At 41.0% G+C, this 20,360-nt stretch carries 17 protein-coding genes; 4 read left to right on the top strand and 13 right to left on the bottom strand.

The genetic code is table 11. From position 1 onward, the window contains the following. Positions 1-24 precede the first annotated feature (24 nt). Both AWM76_RS01805 and AWM76_RS10320 read left to right on the top strand, forming a co-directional pair. A complete protein-coding gene (locus tag AWM76_RS01805) occupies positions 25-981 on the top strand; it encodes an L-lactate dehydrogenase (RefSeq protein ID WP_003142475.1) in 957 nt (318 codons plus the stop codon). A gap of 113 nt (positions 982-1,094) precedes the next feature. Next, a protein-coding gene (locus tag AWM76_RS10320) for an IS3 family transposase (protein WP_420869278.1) occupies positions 1,095-2,539 on the top strand; the annotation gives its coding sequence in 2 pieces (ribosomal slippage) (positions 1,095-1,637 and positions 1,640-2,539; 1,443 coding nt in all). 205 nt (positions 2,540-2,744) lie between these two features. Here AWM76_RS10320 and AWM76_RS01790 read toward each other — a convergent pair. The 5 genes from AWM76_RS01790 to AWM76_RS01770 all read right to left on the bottom strand — a co-directional run bounded on the left by AWM76_RS01790 (position 2,745) and on the right by AWM76_RS01770 (position 9,332). After that, positions 2,745-3,683 carry an AEC family transporter gene (locus tag AWM76_RS01790; RefSeq protein ID WP_003143121.1) on the bottom strand — a complete coding sequence of 313 codons (939 nt, stop codon included), beginning with the start codon at positions 3,681-3,683 and terminating at the stop codon, positions 2,745-2,747. Positions 3,684-3,900: 217 nt separating this feature from the next. Then, positions 3,901-4,896 carry a ribose-phosphate diphosphokinase gene (locus AWM76_RS01785; protein ID WP_003143123.1) on the bottom strand — a complete coding sequence of 332 codons (996 nt, stop codon included), beginning with the start codon at positions 4,894-4,896 and terminating at the stop codon, positions 3,901-3,903. Between the two features lie 125 nt (positions 4,897-5,021). Further along, on the bottom strand, positions 5,022-6,401 hold the full coding sequence (gene glmU / locus AWM76_RS01780; protein ID WP_039935910.1) for a bifunctional UDP-N-acetylglucosamine diphosphorylase/glucosamine-1-phosphate N-acetyltransferase GlmU: 1,380 nt from the start codon (positions 6,399-6,401) through the stop codon (positions 5,022-5,024). A 102-nt stretch (positions 6,402-6,503) separates the two neighbouring features. Further along, positions 6,504-7,865 carry a DEAD/DEAH box helicase gene (locus AWM76_RS01775; protein ID WP_060779316.1) on the bottom strand — a complete coding sequence of 454 codons (1,362 nt, stop codon included), beginning with the start codon at positions 7,863-7,865 and terminating at the stop codon, positions 6,504-6,506. Positions 7,866-7,967: 102 nt separating this feature from the next. Beyond that, complete coding sequence (locus AWM76_RS01770; RefSeq protein ID WP_003143127.1) at positions 7,968-9,332, bottom strand: metallophosphoesterase; 1,365 nt, start codon at positions 9,330-9,332, stop codon at positions 7,968-7,970. Positions 9,333-9,806: 474 nt separating this feature from the next. Here AWM76_RS01770 and uvrC point away from each other — a divergent pair, with 474 nt between their 5' ends. After that, positions 9,807-11,684, top strand: a complete 1,878-nt coding sequence (uvrC, locus tag AWM76_RS01765) for an excinuclease ABC subunit UvrC (RefSeq protein ID WP_003143128.1) — start codon at positions 9,807-9,809, stop codon at positions 11,682-11,684. Between the two features lie 62 nt (positions 11,685-11,746). Here uvrC and AWM76_RS10315 read toward each other — a convergent pair whose 3' ends face one another. The 8 genes from AWM76_RS10315 to AWM76_RS01730 form a co-directional block, all read right to left on the bottom strand. Beyond that, positions 11,747-11,875, bottom strand: a complete 129-nt coding sequence (locus AWM76_RS10315) for a YvrJ family protein (protein ID WP_003143129.1) — start codon at positions 11,873-11,875, stop codon at positions 11,747-11,749. A 64-nt stretch (positions 11,876-11,939) separates the two neighbouring features. After that, entirely contained in the window at positions 11,940-13,640 is a 1,701-nt protein-coding gene (locus AWM76_RS01760) for a DUF975 family protein (RefSeq protein ID WP_050774122.1), read from the bottom strand. 121 nt (positions 13,641-13,761) lie between these two features. Further along, a complete protein-coding gene (locus AWM76_RS01755; RefSeq protein WP_003143132.1) occupies positions 13,762-14,961 on the bottom strand; it encodes an alpha/beta hydrolase in 1,200 nt (399 codons plus the stop codon). Between the two features lie 173 nt (positions 14,962-15,134). Next, on the bottom strand, positions 15,135-15,884 hold the full coding sequence (locus tag AWM76_RS01750) for a YwaF family protein (protein WP_003143133.1): 750 nt from the start codon (positions 15,882-15,884) through the stop codon (positions 15,135-15,137). A gap of 307 nt (positions 15,885-16,191) precedes the next feature. After that, a complete protein-coding gene (locus tag AWM76_RS01745; RefSeq protein ID WP_003143134.1) occupies positions 16,192-17,004 on the bottom strand; it encodes a hypothetical protein in 813 nt (270 codons plus the stop codon). 55 nt (positions 17,005-17,059) lie between these two features. Continuing rightward, a complete protein-coding gene (locus AWM76_RS01740; RefSeq protein ID WP_003143135.1) occupies positions 17,060-17,329 on the bottom strand; it encodes a barstar family protein in 270 nt (89 codons plus the stop codon). Positions 17,330-17,347: 18 nt separating this feature from the next. Next, on the bottom strand, positions 17,348-17,926 hold the full coding sequence (locus AWM76_RS01735; RefSeq protein ID WP_003143138.1) for a ribonuclease domain-containing protein: 579 nt from the start codon (positions 17,924-17,926) through the stop codon (positions 17,348-17,350). A gap of 75 nt (positions 17,927-18,001) precedes the next feature. Next, positions 18,002-18,625 (bottom strand): carbonic anhydrase, encoded by a 624-nt coding sequence (locus AWM76_RS01730; RefSeq protein WP_003143142.1) that lies wholly within the window; start codon positions 18,623-18,625, stop codon positions 18,002-18,004. Positions 18,626-18,820: 195 nt separating this feature from the next. On the opposite strand from AWM76_RS01730, the gene AWM76_RS01725 reads away from it, so the two are divergent. After that, positions 18,821-20,284 (top strand): phosphate--AMP phosphotransferase, encoded by a 1,464-nt coding sequence (locus tag AWM76_RS01725; protein WP_039935911.1) that lies wholly within the window; start codon positions 18,821-18,823, stop codon positions 20,282-20,284. Positions 20,285-20,360 lie beyond the last annotated feature (76 nt).

Below are 20,360 nucleotides of genomic sequence, written 5' to 3'. Positions count from 1 at the left end.
ACAAAAAGTTAAGGAGAATATATTATGTCAAAAAATGGTCAAAAAGTTATTTTAATTGGTGATGGTGCTGTAGGATCTGCATTTGCATACGCTTCTGTAATTCAAGGTGTTGGTAGAGAATTAGGAATTATCGATTTAGACGAAGACCGCGTTGAAGGTGATGTATTAGACCTTATCGACGCCCTAGCTTATACATCTCCTAAGAAAATCTACAAGGCGACTTACGATGATTGTTCTGACGCTGATGTTGTTGTGATTACTGCAGGCGCTGCACAAAAGCCTGGTGAAACACGTTTAGATTTAGTGGATAAAAACTTACGTATCTTCAAGAGCATGATTGATCAAATTATGGCTTCAGGCTTTGACGGTATCTTCTTAGTAGCTACTAACCCAGTAGACATCTTAACTTATGCAACTTGGAAATTCTCTGGCCTACCTACTAACCGCGTCATCGGTTCTGGTACATCATTAGACTCAGCCCGTTTCCGTCAAGAATTAGCCACTACATTAGATGTTGACGCACGAAGCGTCCACGCCTACATCATGGGGGAACACGGTGACACTGAATTCCCCGTATGGTCACACGCAAACATTGGTGGCCAATCAATTTACGACTGGGTAACTCAAACTTCAGCAATCGACGAAGAAGCTTTAGTGAACTTGTTCTACCACGTACGTGACAAGGCTTATAAGATTATCGAGAAAAAAGGCGCAACTTACTACGGTATTGGTGTATCTTTAGTCCGCATCTTAAAAGCCATCTTAAATGACGAAAATGCTATCTTACCTGTATCTGCTTACCTAAATGGCGAATACAACCAAAATGATATTTATATTGGTGCTCCAGCTATCATCAACCGTGAAGGTATCCGTGGTATCATCGAAGCTGACTTAAACGACCACGAGCAACAACAAATGGAATTATCAGCAACTAAATTACGCGATACCTTAGAAACAGCTTGGGCAAAATTAGACTTCTAATTACCCAACGCATTCTACTACAAGACGCTCATTAATACATAAAACCCCCTAAGTTCCGCTGTAGAGGCCCCCAAAAGTTAGACCAAAAATCTAACTTTTGGGGGTTTATTTTTATGGCAAAATATTCACTAGAATTTAAATTGGAAATTGTAAAACATTATCTGGGGAACTATGGTGGCTACCTAGCGGTAGCAAAGAAATATAATATACAAGATTCTATTGTAAGAAGATGGGTTAATAGCTATCAACAATTTGGAATCGAAGGACTGAAACGTAGTAAGAATCAAACTCATTACTCTGTTGATTTTAAGCTTAGTGCTGTAAAATTATATGAAACAACAGAGATGAGTTATCGAGAAGTAGCCAATTCATTAGGGATGAATAACCCTAGTCTAATTTGTAATTGGCGCACTACTATCCTCAAGAAAGGTGTCGATGGCTTATCAGAACAGAGAGGTAGGCCACCGAAAATGGGTAAACGGAAGAAAGCTGATAAGAAAGTATTTCAGGATCCAAAGAATATAACTAGAGAAGATGTAGACGTTGAGCGTCTGAGACAACTTGAAAATGAAAATCGTGATTTGAGAATCGAGAATGAATTTTTAAAGGAATTAGGGAGATTGCAGGAAGCAGAGAAACAGCAACAAAGAAACAAATAGCTCAAGCAATCTACAATCTCCATACTATTAATAAATTCAAATTAGTTGATATTTTGAGAGTAACTGGCTTTCCAAAGGCAACTTATCACTATATTAGGAAGCAATCTAAACGACCAGACAAGGATAAAGTTTACAAAGATGCTTTACTAGAACTAAGAGAGAAAAATAAGGATTATGGGTATAAAAGACTGACTCCCGAGTTAAAAAAATTAGGTTATCATATAAATCGGAAGAAAGTATTACGCTTAATGCGTGAATTAGGCATTCTTGTAACTGCCTTCTCACACAAAAGCAGAAAGTATAAGTCTTATAAGGGAACTGTAGGGAAAGTAGCATCAAATCGTTTAAAACGACGTTTTAACACATCAGTTCCACATCAAAAAATTACGACTGATACAACTGAATTCAAATACTATTATACGGACCAGTTAGGCAATACTCAGACAGGCAGACTTTATTTAGATCCTTATATGGATTTATTCAATAGCGAAATCATCAGTTTTCAAATAACAAAACGGCCTAACGGTGAAAGTATGATGGAAGCTTTGAAGGTAGCTATAGAACGTACAAATGATTGCATATTCAGAAGAACTTTTCATTCAGACCAAGGCTGGGCTTATCAAATGAAACGGTATTCAAAAACTTTAAAAGATAATGATATCTTCCAAAGTATGTCTAGAAAAGGGAATTGTTATGACAATTCACCAATGGAAAATTTCTTTAGTATACTCAAACAAGAAATGTATTATGGTCAAACTTATCATAGTTTTGAAGAATTGGCTGAATCAATTACCAACTATATTAACTATTATAATAAAGAACGAATTAAAGAGAAACTAGGATGGCTAAGCCCCGTCCAGTATCGCAGCCAATATACTAATTCCATTGTCTTTTCATAGTTTCACATAAAGTTTCAATCTATCAAGAGTCGCTCCGCTACTACTCTTGACAGATTGAAATTTATGAGAAGTATTGTCGACAACAGGAATTAAGCCAAATTGCATGTATTAAAAAGAGCTGACCAATCGGTCAACTCTCATAAAATTTAGTCTAACTTTTTGGGTCCACTATACGCGACTTAGGGGGTTTTTACTTACTGTTTTATTAGAATAAACCAAATGTTTTCATCAAGGCAATCAAGAATACCAAGGTAATCATAGAAAAGATGGTCGTAAACACCACTGTTTGGTTGGCTAAGTCCCCGTCTCCGTCCGCTGCAATGGCTTGAGCATAAGACGATACAGCCGTTGGCCCAGCGAATGCAATCAGGATAGAAACGATTGCATCCCCTCTAAAACCTAGAATAGCACCGAGGGTAATTGCGATCAAAGGAATAATAATCAATTTATTGGCTACCGTAAAGATTAAGGCAAAATCGACATCTTTCAATTTAAAAGAGAAAGTCCCCCCCATGACCATCAAGGCAAGCGGTGATACCATTCGGTTAATGTTGGTTAAAGAAGTATTGATGGCTTCAGGAAATTGTAGACCCAGTAAGATAACAATCAAACCAATGAACGTGGCAATCACCATTGGGTTCGTGATAATACTTCTACCCATCTGTTTAAAAGAGACTTTATCTTCTGAATATAAAGAAAAACCGACGACCGACATGATATTCCAGAACGGCACGATGATGGCCAAGGTAATAGTCACCATCCCCAAATTTTCTTCACCTAATAGAGATGTCCCCAAGGGTAAACCAAATAGGATGGCGTTCGCTCTGACTGACCCCTGTAGCATCACCCCGTAACGGGTCCGGTCATTGGATACCCTTGGAATAATAAAGGCTAGCATAAAGTACAGGATTAAAGCGATGACAAAAATATAAGTCAAGGCATAGCCGTTGAATGATTGCTTGAAATCAGACTTATAAATATTGGTGAATAAGTTGATTGGTAGCAAAATTTTAAATAAGGCTTTGTTAAAGTCTTGAAAGGATTCTTGTTTAATCATCCCCGCTTGGGCAAAAAATTGCCCAAAAAGCATATAGATTAACATCGGCATGACTGCATTAAACCCGATCATAAAATTACTAAACATAAATTTCCTCCAATATAAAATGTTTTGACAAACGCTCGGCGTGCTTACCAAGGGACTGCCACTTTTCTAGCACCTGAATAATTTACAATAAACCCATTGTAGCATACCGCTCCAAGATTTCTACACGTGGGAATCGCTAAGACAATAAAAGAGCAGTCCCGCCAGCAATGGAAGGACTGCCCTTTTCAATTTATCTATCACTTACTCATCAAAAGGCTTATTCAATGACGTGGTGCATGCCTTCGAATTTTTCGTTGAATAATGGTGATACTGAACGATTTTCGTGGATACGTACAATGGCTTCCGCGATTAATTCAGATACTGTTACTTGTTTGATTTTGTCGATACGTTTTTCATCTGTTAAGTAGATTGAATCGGAAACAACAACTTCATCTAACACTGAGTCTTCTAAACGTTGGATTGCTGGGCCAGATAATACTGGGTGTGTACAGCAAGCCACAACAGATAATGCGCCCGCGTCTTTGATTGCTGATGCAGCTAGGGTAATGGTACCCGCTGTGTCAATCATGTCATCGATGATAATAGCGTGGCGATTAGAAACATCGCCTACAATATTCATCACTTCAGCAACGTTGGCTTTAGGTCGACGTTTATCGATAATGGCAATCGGTGCTTTTAAGAATTCAGCTAGTTTACGTGCACGTGTTACCCCACCATGGTCAGGTGAAACAACAACGATGTCTGAATCGGTATAACGGTCATTGGTTAAGAAGTATTCTGCTAGTAATGGCGCACCGTATAGGTGGTCTACTGGCACTTCGAAGAAACCTTGGATTTGCGCAGCATGTAAGTCTAACGCAAGGATGCGAGTTGCACCAGCATTTTCCATCATACGCGCCACTAATTTCGCTGTGATTGGTTCTCGCGGTTGTGCCTTACGGTCTTGGCGTGCGTAGCCAAAGTAAGGAATCACAACATTGATCTCTTCGGCACTTGCACGACGACAAGCATCAATCATGATTAATAATTCCATCAAGTTATCATTTACTGGGTCAGATGTTGATTGGATGATATAAACATTGTCCCCACGAATAGATTCCTCAATCGCAATTTTAATTTCACCATCACTGAAATGTGACACTGAAATATGACCTAACTCTACGCCCATTGAAGTTGCAATTTTTTCAGCAAGTTCATTGTTTGAACTCAATGAAAAGATTTTTAGTCCATGATCGACTATAGATTCTGACATTTTTTTCCCTCCACAATACTGAATGCTCAGACACTCTTATCATCCCTATTCTACCATAGAAGAACGACGATTGTTAGCTAAATAGCGAATCGAAAAATGTGAATTTAGTTAAAATATTTGCAGGATTAGTCTTTTTTACCAATTGGTAATCTATCCCAGAAACCGTCTTTATTTTCTTGACGAGAACGGGCAATCCCTAAAGCCTTGCTTGGGACATCTTTGGTAATCGTTGAACCAGCTGCTAAAAATGCATTAGCTTCAACATTTACAGGTGAAATGATCGTCACGTCAGACCCGATAAATGAGTTGTCCCCGATTGTTGAATGGTGTTTGTTCACACCGTCGTAGTTTGCAAAAATCACACCACAAGAAACATTGATATTTTTGCCTAAAGTGGCGTCACCAATATAAGTTAAATGACCGACCTTAGTGCCTGCACCAATATGTGCTTTTTTAATTTCCACAAAATTTCCGATATGGGCATTTTCATCAATAACAGATGCCGGACGTAAGTGAGCATTTGGCCCAATATCCACGCCATCTTTCACTTGGCTTTCTTCAATTTCAGAAGCACGGACTTTCACACGATCACCAATCTTAGAATCACGGATTGTTGTCCCTGAATAAATATGGCAATCTTCACCAATCACAGTATCCCCTTTAAGGTATACATTTGGTTGAATCACTGTATCCGCGCCAATTTCAACGCCATCTTCAATGTAAACCGCATCCGGGTCGACAATCGTTACCCCATTACGCATATGGTATTCGTTAATACGTTTAAACATGGTTTTGTTAGCTTGCGCTAAAGCCACACGGTCATTTACCCCAAGGGACTCATCTAAGTTATCCATTTGGAAGGCCCCAACAGCCTCGCCAGCTTCCTTCAAGATTTCAATCACATCTGGCAAGTAGTATTCACCTTGCGCATTGTCATTACCGACTTTATTTAAAGCGTCGAATAATAAGGCATTATCAAAGACATAAGTCCCTGTGTTAATTTCAGTAATTAATTTTTCAGCATCATTGGCATCTTTTTGCTCAACAATTTTCACCACTTGGCCCTCTTTATCACGGACAATACGGCCGTAACCAGTCGGATCATCAGCAGGTGCAGTTAAAATCGTCGCTTTAAAGCCGGCCTCTTCATGGACATCTAACAAACGCGCAATCGTATCCGCTGTAAATAAAGGCGTATCACCACAAATAACTAAAGTCGTACCTTCTTTATCAGCCAATTCACTCGCCGCTTGTTGCACCGCATGACCAGTACCCAACTGCTCCGTTTGTATTGTATAAGCCGTACGGTCGCCCAATAACTCTTGGACCGCCTCCGCACCATGACCAACAATTGTCACCACTTCATCAATCCCAGCGTCATTCACACTAGTCAAAACGTGGTCTACCATAGGTTTACCCGCAACTGGGTGTAACACCTTATACAATTTAGACTTCATACGAGTCCCTTTACCTGCTGCTAGAATTACTGCATAACGGTTGCTCATTATGTACATTCACTCCTCTAAAATCATTTATCCACTATTCAATATTTATCTCAATATTACTAATTCATTGTATCGAATTCCAAGCCGTTCGACCAGTCCAGATTAATCCTTGTGCCGTCTAGCTCCTTTATTCTTATTATCCCGCTTACGATTCTTCTTCCGTGCCTTCGCCGGTGCCGCCGCTTTATTCGCTTGTTTCGGTTTTTTCACCCGCGCTTTTGCTTTGACAGCCGCCCCCTCTTTTTCTTCCTGTAAAAGGGGTTGATCTTCGTCGTTCTGGCTCGCACTCGGTACTTGGTCCGTCAGTTGCCCCCCATAAGTATAGAATGCTGTCAGCTGAATATCATCACCAACCTGCTTCTTCAAATCTCTAAGCGAACGATCGTTAACGAAAGTCAAGACCAGTCCTGCTTTCCCCATACGGCCAGTTCGCCCAGCCCGGTGGGTATATTGTTCAGGTGTCGCTGGTAAATCATACTGAATAACCAAAGATAGGTCTTCAATATCCAAACCACGTGCCGCAACATCCGTTGTAAATAGGTAAGTATATTCACCCTTCGTGAACTTGGCAATGGCTTGCTGGCGGTTTTGCGCCGCCATCTTCGAATGCAGATAAGCCGTTTGAATATGGTTGAACTGCAATTTTTGTTGCAACTGTTCAATTTCAGCTACCGTACGGACAAATACTAAGGCCCGCATCCCCTCAACTTGAGCAAGTCGGCGTAACATATCGTCACGCTTACGAACAGGAACATTAATATAGCCATCTTGTCGTTGTTTTTCAAAGGCCGTTCCTATTTTTTCAGCTGCCAATTCAATTACAGGTTCAGCCAATAAGTCACTAGCTAAACCAGCCAAAGTATCTGGTACTGTTGCTGAGAATAAAGCCACTTGCGCTCTACCCGGTAATTTTTTAACCAATTGCTTGGTTTGGCCAATATGTTCCTCATCTAACAAAGCATCCGCCTCATCAATAATGATAGTATCCACTTCATGAACCTTCAACTTACGTTGGTCAATCAGTTCAATCATCCGGCCCGAAGTCCCGACAATAATATCCGGTCTTTCTCTAATTTTCTCAATTTGCCGCTTCACATTCGCGCCACCAATAATTTTCATGGCTTTGAAGTCGACAGCTCGTGCCCACGCTTGGACCACGTCCCCCACTTGGGAAGCCAATTCTTGTGAAGGCACCAAAACAATTAGTCTCAAGCCCCCATTGTATTGACCTTGAGACGCTTCTCGTTCAGCCACCATTCGGCTTAAAACCGGTAGTAAATAAGCCAAGGTTTTCCCTGAACCTGTTGGTGCTGATGCAATCACACTTTGGGCATCATACATCGGTTGGAAGGTCTCAGTTTGAATATCAGTTGCTTGGCCAAAGCCAGCTGACTGCCATTTGTCCTGAAGCCCATTAGGTAATTGGCTTACAAAACCAGTTATTTGTGTATCATTTTCCGTCATTTTAGTCCTCTATTTCTTTTTTCTACTTTACTGCTTATGGTTCAATATTGGCTACAAAAGATAAGGGCCATGGTTAGGCCCTCTTCTTTAAGTCAATAACCCCTATTTTTTCTTAGGGTCCTTCACAATAAATACATCTTCATTTAAATTATCAGAGAAGATTTTCTCTGTATTTACGTTTTCATCTACGACAGTTCTTTCATTTGTTTCTGGGTCCAACAAGATATAAGATGACTTAATATTTGGGTTATGCGGCACTTTCTCTTCATCATCAGCCTCATATTTAGGGGCTTCAATTGTCGAACGGTCTACTGCATCATCATCATAGTCATTATTGTCTACAAAAGGATTTTTTCTTGGATCTGTCATGTCCGTTTCCTCCTCATTCGGCACCAATGTATAGGCATCAACATTTGCTTCTTCATCAATGGCATCAATAATTTCTTGGCTACTTGTGGCATCCGGTGTCACTGAAAAGTACCCTTGCGCTTGCGCGCGTGCTTGCTTGCGGGCTAGATATTGGGCTTCTACTTGCTGAAAGGTTACCCCACCCTCTTGCTCAGTGATGTAATCAATGGATTTGGTCAAGCCGTCAACAGCCCGGTCAATATCCGTTGTTAAATGGACAGCAATCACTTCTGGGCGGTTGTTTAAACGAATTGGGAAACTTGATGGCCCAATCCCGCGTGAAACCACCATTTGCTTGTCAGGGTTACCGGGTAAGTAGAAAACACCTGCTGTATACTTGGGGAATTTCCCTTGGTTAGGAGCAAATAATCCACCGATTCCCGGCACGCGGATTTGACCACCGTGGGCATGACCTGATAAAACCAAATCAGGTGACTTATTGATATTTTCATGATACCGCAAGAAGGCTTCTGGATGGTGGGCCAATAAGATTTTTGGTTGCGCCATTTGATCAGCTGTTAAATCTACTGTTCTCAAGGCATCTCCAACTAAGAAATATTTATTCTTTTTATCATCTAAGCCCATCAAGGTCAGCGGTTGACCCTTATAAGTATAAGTAATAGCCCGGTCATTTAAGTGGACTATCCCTGCTGCCCCCATAGTCCGAACTAACAGATTGTGTTGTAAGGACACCGCGTCATGGTTACCAAAAGTCGCAAAAGTTGGCGCGATATCTGTTAAAGCTTTAAAGAATGTAAACAAAGTCGCTTCGTCTAAATTAGATGCATCGGTTTGGACAATATCTCCCGTAATCGCGATGATATTTGGTTGCATATCATAGACATGATCTAAAATATCATTCAAGTCTACATTTTGATCAGGTAGGTGTAAGTCAGACAGGTGGGCAATAGTAAAGCCATTCAAACTGTCTTTGAAACGAGGATTCTCGACAAAGTAATCTGTCGTTCCAACAGTATAATTTTGCCACCTAACATAAGCAGCACCTAACGCTAAGGAACCCAAGCCTAATAAAGTGTTGAAAGCTGATTTTTTTGTCATAATAATTCCTCCTTGGTTTTTTATTTCCCAAACTCAAATCTCACTCAGCCTAGGAAATTTACTTTATCTACATGTAGCCCTCTTGAAAAAGGACCACGCTTTACTTGCTAGCTTTGTTGTATATTTTACCATATCGAGCCCAATCCTTATAACACAAAGGTGGATAATACCAATTCTATGCTACTATTCCATCCTAGCATGCAAATTACTGCCAAAAATCGTTGCTGCGTGGTATAATTTCGGATTGAATAGGAAAAAAACAAGATAAGTACGGCACATATACTGTGCTAACTATGTGCCGTACTTATTGATGGCATTATTTAATTAATGTATATCAAGCATGCTTAATAAACTTTGCTAATTAATACAATTTTTCCATGACAAATGTTCAAATATAGAATCCTAGATTGATTAAATTACTTAACTTTGAGGTCTAATATTAGGGCCGCTATTATTGACGGAAGGAGGCCAAGGATGGCTAGTGAGTTAATTGAGAATTTGTTAACCCTTGTACCAGATTTGCCTGGTTGTTACATTATGAAGAATGCTGATGACCAGATTATTTATATTGGTAAGGCGAAGAATTTAAAAAATCGTGTCCGTTCCTATTTCAAGTCAACCCATACTGGTAAGACGGCTCAGCTTGTGAGTGAAATTGACCATTTTGACTATATTGTCACGCAAACGGATAAAGAGAGTTTGCTGCTTGAAATTAATCTGATTAAGAAACACCAGCCTCACTACAATATACGCTTGAAGCATGGGACCATGTATCCTTATATCAAGATTACCAATGAGCGTGATCCACAGATGATTATTACGTCTGTGGTGGAGGATGATGGTGGCGAGTACTTTGGTCCCTATCCGAATATTTATGCGGCATCCGGTACCCTCGATTTACTGCAGAAGACCTATCCTTTGCGTAAGTGCGGGAAGAATGAGAAGCGGGCTTGTTTCTATTACCACCTCGGGCAATGTATTGGTCCTTGCGACCATGAAGTGCCAGTGGAAGAATATAAAGCGCAGAAAGCACGGATTCGCCGTTTCCTAAATGGTGATGTGAAGAATATTAAGGATGATTTGAAGGGGAAAATGACTGCTGCTTCTGAAGACTTGCAGTTTGAACGAGCTGCTGAGTACCGTGACCAAATCAACTATATTGAACAAACGGTGGAACCACAAAATATCATGTCTAAGCAATACAATGACCGTGATGTCTTCGCCTTTTACTTTGATAAAGGTTGGATTTCCATCCAGGTATTCTTGTTGCGGCAGTTTTCCATTATTAAGCGGGACTCGGCCCTTTTCCCAGTGTATTCTGACCCCGAAGAGGAGTTGACTTCCTACATCGTCCAATTCTACCAAGAAGCCAACCATACGAAGCCTAAAGAAATTTTGGTGCCGGGTAACTTGGACAATGAATTGATTGCGGATACTGTTGAAGTGAAGGTATCGACACCTAAACGAGGTGACAAGCACAAGATGCTGCAGATGGCACAACGAAATGCTAAGATTGCCCATCTAGACAAATTTAGATTGTTGGCTATGAAGGAACAAAAAACGACTGGTGCTATTGACCAATTGTCTGAAGCCTTGAACCTACCTTACTTGAAAGTCATTGAAAGTTTTGACCATTCAAATATCCAAGGGACTAACCCGGTATCGGCGATGGTGGCCTATGAGGACGGGCGTCCGAATAAATCTATGTACCGGAAGTACAAGATCAAGACGGTTGATGGATCAAATGAGTTTGCGACAACACAAGAGGTTATCCGTCGCCGGTATGGTCGACTCCTGAAAGAAGATGGGGATTTCCCTGATTTAATCTTGATGGATGGTGGTGCAATTGAAGTGAATGCTGCCAGGGAAGTTTTGGAAGATGAGCTTGGTTTAGACATTCCAGTGGCTGGTATGGTCAAGGATGATAAACATAGGACAGCCAACCTAATTTTTGGTGATCCTCTGACCATTATCCCACTTGATCCTCGGTCACAGGCTTTCCATCTCTTACAACGGATTCAAGATGAGGTCCACCGGTTTGCGATTACCTTCCATCGTAAGACAAGGAGTAAACAATCCTTTACTTCTAAATTAGATGGGATTGACGGCGTTGGTCCTAAAACACGGACCAAGGTCTTGCGTCACTTTAAGACGATGAAAGCTGTTCGCGAAGCCACGATTGCGGATATTCAAGCATTATCTATTCCAGAAAAAGTGGCTGTTGAAATTCATAAGGCTGCTTGGGACGGGCAAAAGAACTCGCCTTATGCAAATGAGAGCCTTGTTGATGATAGCGAAACGAATGCAGTTGACGAAATTCTGTTAGATATTGATCAAGATTTAAGTAAATAGCATAATATGCACTAAAAAGGCGCCTAGCCCCATTCGAATTTGAATGGGCTAGGCGCCTTTTTCTATTGTGCTAGTTTTTCGACGGCTGCGATTAGGTCATCCAGCTTTTTCTCTGTTCGCGTCATCAAGTAAATCGACACAAATATGGGAAAGCCAACATTACCAATCAGTTGCATGGAAACATCCAACATATCCAAAACCACCACCTCCTTATATAAAAGAACGGTAGTGGTTTGGTTTTTGACAAGTATTCAATTAGTTTTGATGATCTGGATCGATTTCTGGATCATAGTCTACATCTTTATCGAAATCCCCAGGGTTTAACATACCGTTTTCACCTGATTCAGCCTTGTCTGCTGCTATAATAACATCCTTGGCATTTTCAACTTTACCAAAATCGGTACGGTCTGGTGTGTTGTAGCCCATAATGTTATAAGGTTTCTTTCCCGGCGTTTGGTCCTCATTTTTTGTTGTATCATCTGAAATTGCTTGGCCGCCCACTACGTATGAGTGACGTACAGCTGCTGATTCTGATGCTGGACCTGCATTCAAGTCAAAGCTAGGCTTTTCTTGTGCTGGTCTTTCTGCGTTGTAATCAGACGCTTCTACCGTAAAGTGGTTACGGATGGCTGAAATAGGACCTTCACTTGTTGTATAAGTAGCTTGATAAGGTTGACGCACAGCTGCATCTTGACCTACTTTGTATGAACCTCGTAAGGCTGAAGATGAGCCTGCAGTGTTTTCAGCTACTTGGTCTGCTTCATATTCGCTAGATTCAGTCACTTCGTCATCTTGGCCAGCTTTTTCTTCGTCAGCTAAGGAGAATACTGCGGCAGCACCTGCTGCTGTAGCGGCTGTTTCACCCACATAGTTGTCAGCTTGGTCAGCTGCTATGGTTTCTTTTTCTGCTTGAGTTTCCCTAATCGCTTGGTTAGCAGCTGTACCTGTAGCGACATCATCAGCTGGATGAATGGCTGTTGCATTTTCCGTAAAGGCTGGACGTTGCTCAGTGTGGTATTCGTTTACTGGTGCGTCTGGTGTTAGGTCTAATTCTGGAAAACGGCGGTCTAAATCATCACCGTGTTCGTCAGTAATTAAACGGTATAGTAAAGCTGTCGCAACCATTTGACGGATTGTATATTTAATGGAGAAGATCATGATGGCTACAGTCGCGATAATCGCTAAGATAGCAATTAAGATACCACCGTTATTTAGGAAGGCACCTAATAGTCCTAAACCACCAAAAATCACAATAGCTAGTAAGACTGGGTAAAGGGCATTTTGAAAACCAATCCAGAATAAGGTCCACTTGTTCCCTTTCATCATGACTTTAGACACCTTCAATGGCTTGCGGCCACCAATACGGTCATTATCAAATAGTAGGTAGTTGTTCATCACTAAACGCAAGGTAACGATTGTCATCAAGATAATAAAAAGAAGCACTAACCCTACTGCAAGACCTGCTAATCCTGAATAATCACCTGCTGTTAAGTCAGTTGGCGGTGTTAAAGATTGACCAGTTAGGTAGAAGATTCCAACACCAATACCACCAAGAACTACGGCAAACAAGATTATCCATAAAAAGATGACGATAGTATAGATAATTTGGTTCCAGATATTACGAAAATAACGACGTTGGAACGGTTCGAAAATATTCCCAATATGGAAACGATCCTCATCCACCAATCGTAAAACCGACCAATCAATCCCTAAGCTTAATGGGAAAGAAATAAAGATCGAAATAATCAACGATACCATACCCGCAATCGTCAACATAGAATCTTTTGCGGTTGTCGTATCGGTTGTGCCGGTAATCATTTCAATTGCCCAAGTAATCAAGCCTGTAATAATCCCGGTAACTAAAGTCGCACCAAAAATCGCTAGGGTATTCCCCTGCTGTATGGCACTCGCTTCTTTGTTTATCTCCGAAGCTTTTCGTGAAATTTTATAAGACATTTTACACACTCCCTTTTTGTTGATCTTTTTAAAATTAATCACTTACATTTTTTCTTCTGTATGTGAAAAATACTATATACCTTATTATACATGAAACCCATTTAGGTATTGAAGGAAAGGGTCACACACTTTCAGATTCAGTCATTTTCCCCAAGCCAAAGGTCTCTCTAAAGCGGATACCAATCTCACTTAAGGCATCTTCTGATTGGGGGAAGATCCCTATTTTATCGACAAAACCATGGTCTAAACCCCGATAACGGAAGAAGGACGTTTGGACACCATTTGTCACCAGGCGCTTGGCATAGGCTTCTGACTCAATTCGCAAGAAATCGTATTCCGCCGTCACAATAATGGTCGGTGGCATTTGTTGAATGGTTTTATCTGAAGCGAATAGTGGCGACACCAGTGGATCTTTGAGGTCCACATTTTTAGCATATAACTTGTTAATATAATGAACACCAATTCCAAGTGACTTGACGATAAAGGTAATGATTTCGTCGTTGTCATGGATATCATACTCATCCAAGGACCACTCATAACCCGGCGTTTCCTTAAGTGCCATATTAACGATGGGGTAAAGGAGAATTTGCTGTTTAATCCACTGGTTACCCGATTCGATGTCATAGATATTCATGGCTGCAGCAATATTAGCACCCGATGAATCACCCATGATGGCTATTTTTCCAGGGTCTACACCTAGCATTTCAGCGTTATCACGGACCCAACCAAGCATCGCGATTCCGTCCACTAAGGCGTGGGGAAAGGGTTTCTCTGGTGCCAAGCTATATGGAAAGGCCACTACAACAGCACCGGCCTTATAGGCAATCCCCCGGCAGGTATTGGTAATGGTATCAAAGGTCGTCCCAATAAAGCCCCCACCATGAAGGTAAAGGATTACAGGTGCTAGCTCATTTGCTTGTTGCACTTCATCCGGATAGAAGACCCGGGCATGCATAAACCGTTCTTCAATAGGGAAGTCATACTCGCGAATAGTCACTTGACCGTCTGAAATGTCCCGGTTTAAAGTCGTCCCCACTACCCGTCGATACAAGAATAGGAAGGGGTTATATTGTTTCTCGATAATGTTGTTGAGGTATTGAATCACTGGCGTCGGGTCCCGGTGAATTTTAATCGACCCAACCAAGCGCTCGTCCAATTGGCCGCCAACATCTGAGGTCGGCAATTTTTTTAAGATAAATTCACCATTTGGAAAAGTCCGTCTGGTATAGCGATTTTTCATTAATTTGACTTGTTCATAGTATCTTAAATCTGGCTGTATTTTTGGTTGTCGCTGCCGTCCGACAGTCGAAATGATTCCCATGATTGGCCCCTTTCAAATGTTGAGTCTCGCGTCTATCGTTTATGTTCGATGACCTGCCGCCAACTTACAAGAATCCCCCTATTAGCGTATCCTGAGTGGCCTGTCATTGAGAAAAGCACCCCAAGTAGAGTTAGCGCTCAACTCAGCGTGCGTATGTTCTTTTAGCAAAATATTTAGACAAAGAAATTGAAGATGCTGTAGCCAATCAAGAATAGCCCTACTGTAAAGATAAAGTTTCCTACTGTATAGGTTTTGAAGTTGACTTTATCTAAGACTGGTACTGGGCGGTATTTCATGTAGAAATAGTTACCGCCAGTTGATTGGTTGACCATTAATGCGACAAACCAGTAAACCGCAAAAGCCCCTAGTGACACGATTAAACCGTGGATTGAGGGTGTCCATCCTGTGGTGAAGTAAGCGAAGAATGGGATCAAAATCGTAATAACGTGGTTTAAAAAGTAGCTTAGGCCTGATACGTGGTAAATTTTGTTGATACGGCTTGGCATAAAAAATGAGAAGTAAGCGTAAAGTCCGAAATAGAATAATACTTGCATGATCATTTGGTTACCTGTTAGTAGGTAAATCAGTCCCATTATGGTTGATAGGCGACAAATGTGCAGTGGCAAGGCTTGTTTTAAGTCGAATTTGGTCTCGAAATAATACCAAGAGTATAAGAGTATTTGTTGTAAAATGGAAATGGTAAACATGACACGACCAATAACTACCTGGTGGATGTTGATAAAGTCTCTAAAAATAAACATGGCAAGTAAAATCATAAAGAAGGCAGCTAAGTATAAGATGTGCGCCAGTGAAAATGCCTTAATAAAGGGTGCATCAATATGGACACAGTTCAAGTAAATCTTTTCTTTTAGCCCTTGTAGCTTGTCTTTACGGCGACTTGCTTGTTTATCCCATGATTCCATGAAACGTTCACCATTTTTCTTTCATTCCCATACAAATAACATCGTCCCGATAATGCTTCCTTTAGCGTTCAGTTTAGTTTGGTTCTTCCAAACGCTTTCCTTATTCATATTACCAAAGACCTTCGCCCTTGCTCAAGTAGAAAACCCTTTGGGAACGTTTCGTTTTTGTAAACATAATCTTTACTTATTGTTTACAATCCATCCCAAAGAAAAAGGCCTAAAAATTCCCCCAGTAAATGGTGATTCTCAAACCTTTTCCTCATGTATTCTTTTTACACTGGTCTATTGATCTACTTATTCACTTTGCCTAACCTAGTGCGGAAATCTCGCGGTCCATTTGTAAGACAATTGTCGCAAGCATATCTCGCTCAAAGGCGAACCGGCCACTGCGGAAATGATAATCAATATTTTGCCGGGTCATGTAAGTCATATTGGCAACGGCTGTGGCATAGCCTTTTTTAAATAAACCGGTGATGAAATACTTGTTTTTATCGACTTGGTCAAAGACCTCCAACCACTTGCTGGTTTTACGGGCTGAAAAGTTGATATCTGCCATAGATAATAATTTTTCATTGTCTGCATATAGGGCTTGTTTGGCTTTGTCTAGCGCAATCAAGTCTCCCCCTAAGAAGTCTTGGGTCAACATAGATCCGTCAACATAGACAGGGGCTTGGATTTCATAGAGGAATGCCAATACCCTAGCAACTGGCGTTTGTTCTTGGATGATTTTTTGCCAGTTAATCAATTGCATATTTAATAAGCCGTCTTCAAAAAAGTTCGCATTGTATAAAATGTAGCCTTCGCCCATTTTCTGTGCTTCTTTTAATACTTGTTCTGAATAGGTTAATGACTGGGCAATATCCTCAGATAAACCTAGCCCCCCATTGATTTGAATGGGGTAAATGGCCTGTTGTAAAAGGCGGTAGTATAAGAATGCTGACATACCATCAGCAAATAGGATGGATTGCTTATGAATCGCATGGTCTAATTGAATATTGTCAGACATTAAGGCTGGTTGGAATTTGTTTTGAATCATGGTGTGGGCCTGATTGATAATTTCAAGGGCCACTTGTTGGTCTTTAATCGCAACCTCGTAGGCTAACGTTAACATTACGCCCATTTCTTCCCTCCTTCGCTCATTTTATTGCTTCGTCTAGAAATGCTTTGTCTTCATCTTACCTAAGAATCGTCAAGAATGCATTCTTTTCTTCAACATCCAGCAATAATTTGAGGAATTTTTTGCTGTAAGCCGCGCCTAGGTGGTTTGATAAGGCATCTAGGTTGACTAAGTAGATGGTTGTGGGTGTTTGCCATGAAGTTAGCATGTCGTGAAGGGCGTCTAGATTGGCACCGTAATAGCTAGGGAAATCTAGGGCTTTTGCGATGTAATCGTGCAAGTCCTTTTGCCCATAAAGGTCTTGGCCATCAATGATAAGTGTTTGCATGCCTGTCACTCCTTAAGATTAATAGAGTTGTTGGAAGGATTCGTAGTGGTCGTCGGTGTAGTAAATATCGCCGTCGTCTGAATAGATAATGCGTTCAGCGCCGCGGAAGCCGCCGTCATAATTAACGTCTGCTTCTCGGTAGTCGTCTTCTTCTGGCAGTAGGCCTTCATAGTTTCCAAAATAATCGCCACCGATTGACATGCCTTCTGCTACTTCCCACAAGTTGCCGTCGCTAGATTCCCAACCTAAATCTTCGGCTTCGGATTTGGTGATATAGTTTTCTGGCAGTGTGTCATATTGGTCGATGTAGGCAGCTACTTCTTCAGGACTTGTGTAAGTTCTGTCTTCAGCCACTTGGACTGTGTCCCCCTCTGTTGCTTGAGCGGATTCTGTTGCAGATTCACTAGTCGTTGAAGAATCTGATTCGCTGTCAGCTACTTGTGCTTGGTCACTTTGATTGTTGTTCTGGTCGTCCATATTCCACGGTTCTTGCGAGACATAGACTGCTAACGCCGCTAAGATTATCCCAATAACCGTCTTCGGATTTTTGATCAGCTGCTGGATTGCTTCTAACTGATCTTTCTGTGGATTCATCATCTCTCGTCCCTCCTTCAAATCGAAAAGAAAAACGTCCTTTCTAGTTAAGGACGCTTCAATTATATCTATTTTAACTTAAAGTCGCTTGAATGTCTTTGTTTCTGGCTGATAAACTTCAACAAAACCTTCATCCGTATGGAAATGCCAACCTTCTACTTTTAGGTTTCCGGCTGCAACACGGTCAGCGATGATTGGGTATTCCATTAAGTGGTTGTATTGGGTAATGATATTCGTTTTTTCCATCAAATCACTCTTAGCAACTGGATCATCTAAGGCTGCTAATTGGTCTGCAATAGATTCCTTGACTGGATTTAACTTGCCAATCCATTCTTTTAAATAAGGCATTTCGTCAAAATTTTCTGGTGGGTTTAGGCAAGTGTTACACCCCCCGCAGTTAATATGGCCAAGTAAGATAATATTATTGACTTTTAATGAGGTTACAGTGAAGTCTAAACCTGCTTGTAAGGATAATACCGGGTCTGGGTCTTTGTATTCTGGTACGATATTTGCGATATTTCGGATTTGGAAAACTTCGCCGGGGTCGGCTTGTAACAAGCTCTCAACATTAATACGTGAATCACCACAGGTAATCACTAAGGTGTGTGGCGAATGGGTGCGCGCTAATGCTTCGTATATGTCTTGTTTGTCTTTATAGGCCGTTTCACGGAAGTGATCGACCGCTAGTTTAAAATCTCTCATTCAGTTTTTCTTCTTTCATATAGTACTTCCTAATTATTTTATCATAAAACTCTTGAATTCCTTTAAAATACCTACTATTTTACCGAAAATAGCACAATCCTTATGCATTATTGCATTTATACTTTATAATATATGTATAAGAAAATGACCTTAAATATTGATTGCCATTTTGCCAAAAAGAAAGAAGTGACGCGGATGTTACCCAACAAAAACACTCATAGAACAAGTATTCCAGTCGAGTTACAGGATATGAAACGGTCAGAATTAGGTGATAAATTTGCTGAATTGCACCGCCAACTACAAGAAACCAAGAAAAGTATGCTGGTGATTGTGGATGGTTGGGAGGCTTCTGGTAAAGGATTCTTGCTCAAGGATTTGACGCGTGAACTAGACCCTAAACATTATGAAGTAGCGGTTTTCGATGAAAGTACTTTGGAAGATGAACAGCGCCCGTATTTGCGCCGCTTCTTCATGCGGTCGCCTAAGCGCGGTCAGATCGTCTTCTTCGACCGGTCGTTCTACTATGACCTCTTCCACCAACTGGATATGAAGGAGAAAACACTTAATCATGTTTTAGACGATATCTCCTTTGTTGAAAAAGCCCTCACCCACGATGATACCCTAGTCATTAAGTTCTTTATCCACCATAGTAAGGACGAAATGACGGACCGAATTAAGGCTTTGAAAGAAGACCCTTACAGAAAAGTCTTAGTCACCAAGCAAGATAAGGACCAGTTGAAAAACTACAAGGCTTACCGTAAACACTTTAGGGAGATTTTGAAGAAAACAAACTTTGAGGAAACGCCATGGCATATCCTACATGTGGATGACCAAAAGGATCAATCCCGTTTGGCTCTCAAAACTTGTATCGATAGCTTAGAAAATTGGCTGTCTAGCGATTTGACTCGCCCGCCATTAGATTTAGACTTTATTGGTAATAGTCCAGATATCGTGGGGCAAGTTGATCATTCCCCAATAATTTCAAAAGAAGACTATGATGACATCAGGGAAGACTTGCAAGAACAGGCTGCCAACTTGTTGTTTAGGGCTTACCAAGAAAACAAAGGGGTTATTGTAGCCTACGAGGGGTCAGATGCTGCCGGTAAAGGTGGGAATTACCAACGCTTAACCCGGTTGATGGACCCTCGTGGTTATGACGTGGCTACCGTCGCTGCCCCAAATGATGAAGAGTTGCGCCACCATTACTTATGGCGATTTTACCGAGACTTCCCAAGTTTGGGACGGATGACGATTTTTGACCGCACATGGTATGGCCGTGTCTTAGTTGAACGAATCGAAAACCTTACGCCAGTTTACCGTTGGCAAGAAGCTTACGAAGAAATTAATCAGATGGAACACAACATCACTGACCAGGACTACCTCCTATTGAAATATCTGATTATCATCGATAAAGACACCCAATATGATCGGTTTATGGGCCGAGAAAAAGACCCTGACAAACAATACAAAATCACTGATGAAGACTGGCGAAACCGGGATAAATTTGACCTCTATAACACCGCCATGAATGAAATGGTTGCTGCAACTTCTACTAAAGAAGCCCCATGGAAAGTCATTTCTGGTGTCGACAAACGTCACGCCCGTATTACTGTATTAAAAGATTTCATCAAACGGATGACAGCTTTCTTAGACGACTAGAAGAATATTGAATGAATGACAAAAACAACCACTTCCCAAATCTTCGATGGATTTAAGGAAGTGGTTGTTTAATTTT

The organism is Aerococcus viridans (assembly GCF_001543285.1).
Classification (GTDB): domain Bacteria; phylum Bacillota; class Bacilli; order Lactobacillales; family Aerococcaceae; genus Aerococcus; species Aerococcus viridans.
Note: the sequence above shows the minus strand (reverse complement) of the source record. Positions and strands in the feature narration are given on the sequence as shown.

Bases quoted from the DNA above. Each gene is read 5' to 3' on its own strand.
- AWM76_RS01805 (WP_003142475.1), top strand. From the start codon at position 25: ATGTCAAAAAATGGTCAAAAAGTTATTTTAATTGGTGATGGTGCTGTA.
- AWM76_RS01790 (WP_003143121.1), bottom strand. From the start codon at position 3,683: ATGTTTAGTAATTTTATGATCGGGTTTAATGCAGTCATGCCGATGTTA.
- AWM76_RS01785 (WP_003143123.1), bottom strand. From the start codon at position 4,896: ATGTCAGAATCTATAGTCGATCATGGACTAAAAATCTTTTCATTGAGT.
- glmU (WP_039935910.1), bottom strand. From the start codon at position 6,401: ATGAGCAACCGTTATGCAGTAATTCTAGCAGCAGGTAAAGGGACTCGT.
- AWM76_RS01775 (WP_060779316.1), bottom strand. From the start codon at position 7,865: ATGACGGAAAATGATACACAAATAACTGGTTTTGTAAGCCAATTACCT.
- AWM76_RS01770 (WP_003143127.1), bottom strand. From the start codon at position 9,332: ATGACAAAAAAATCAGCTTTCAACACTTTATTAGGCTTGGGTTCCTTA.
- uvrC (WP_003143128.1), top strand. From the start codon at position 9,807: ATGGCTAGTGAGTTAATTGAGAATTTGTTAACCCTTGTACCAGATTTG.
- AWM76_RS10315 (WP_003143129.1), bottom strand. From the start codon at position 11,875: ATGTTGGATGTTTCCATGCAACTGATTGGTAATGTTGGCTTTCCCATA.
- AWM76_RS01760 (WP_050774122.1), bottom strand. From the start codon at position 13,640: ATGTCTTATAAAATTTCACGAAAAGCTTCGGAGATAAACAAAGAAGCG.
- AWM76_RS01755 (WP_003143132.1), bottom strand. From the start codon at position 14,961: ATGGGAATCATTTCGACTGTCGGACGGCAGCGACAACCAAAAATACAG.
- AWM76_RS01750 (WP_003143133.1), bottom strand. From the start codon at position 15,884: ATGGAATCATGGGATAAACAAGCAAGTCGCCGTAAAGACAAGCTACAA.
- AWM76_RS01745 (WP_003143134.1), bottom strand. From the start codon at position 17,004: ATGGGCGTAATGTTAACGTTAGCCTACGAGGTTGCGATTAAAGACCAA.
- AWM76_RS01740 (WP_003143135.1), bottom strand. From the start codon at position 17,329: ATGCAAACACTTATCATTGATGGCCAAGACCTTTATGGGCAAAAGGAC.
- AWM76_RS01735 (WP_003143138.1), bottom strand. From the start codon at position 17,926: ATGATGAATCCACAGAAAGATCAGTTAGAAGCAATCCAGCAGCTGATC.
- AWM76_RS01730 (WP_003143142.1), bottom strand. From the start codon at position 18,625: ATGAGAGATTTTAAACTAGCGGTCGATCACTTCCGTGAAACGGCCTAT.
- AWM76_RS01725 (WP_039935911.1), top strand. From the start codon at position 18,821: ATGTTACCCAACAAAAACACTCATAGAACAAGTATTCCAGTCGAGTTA.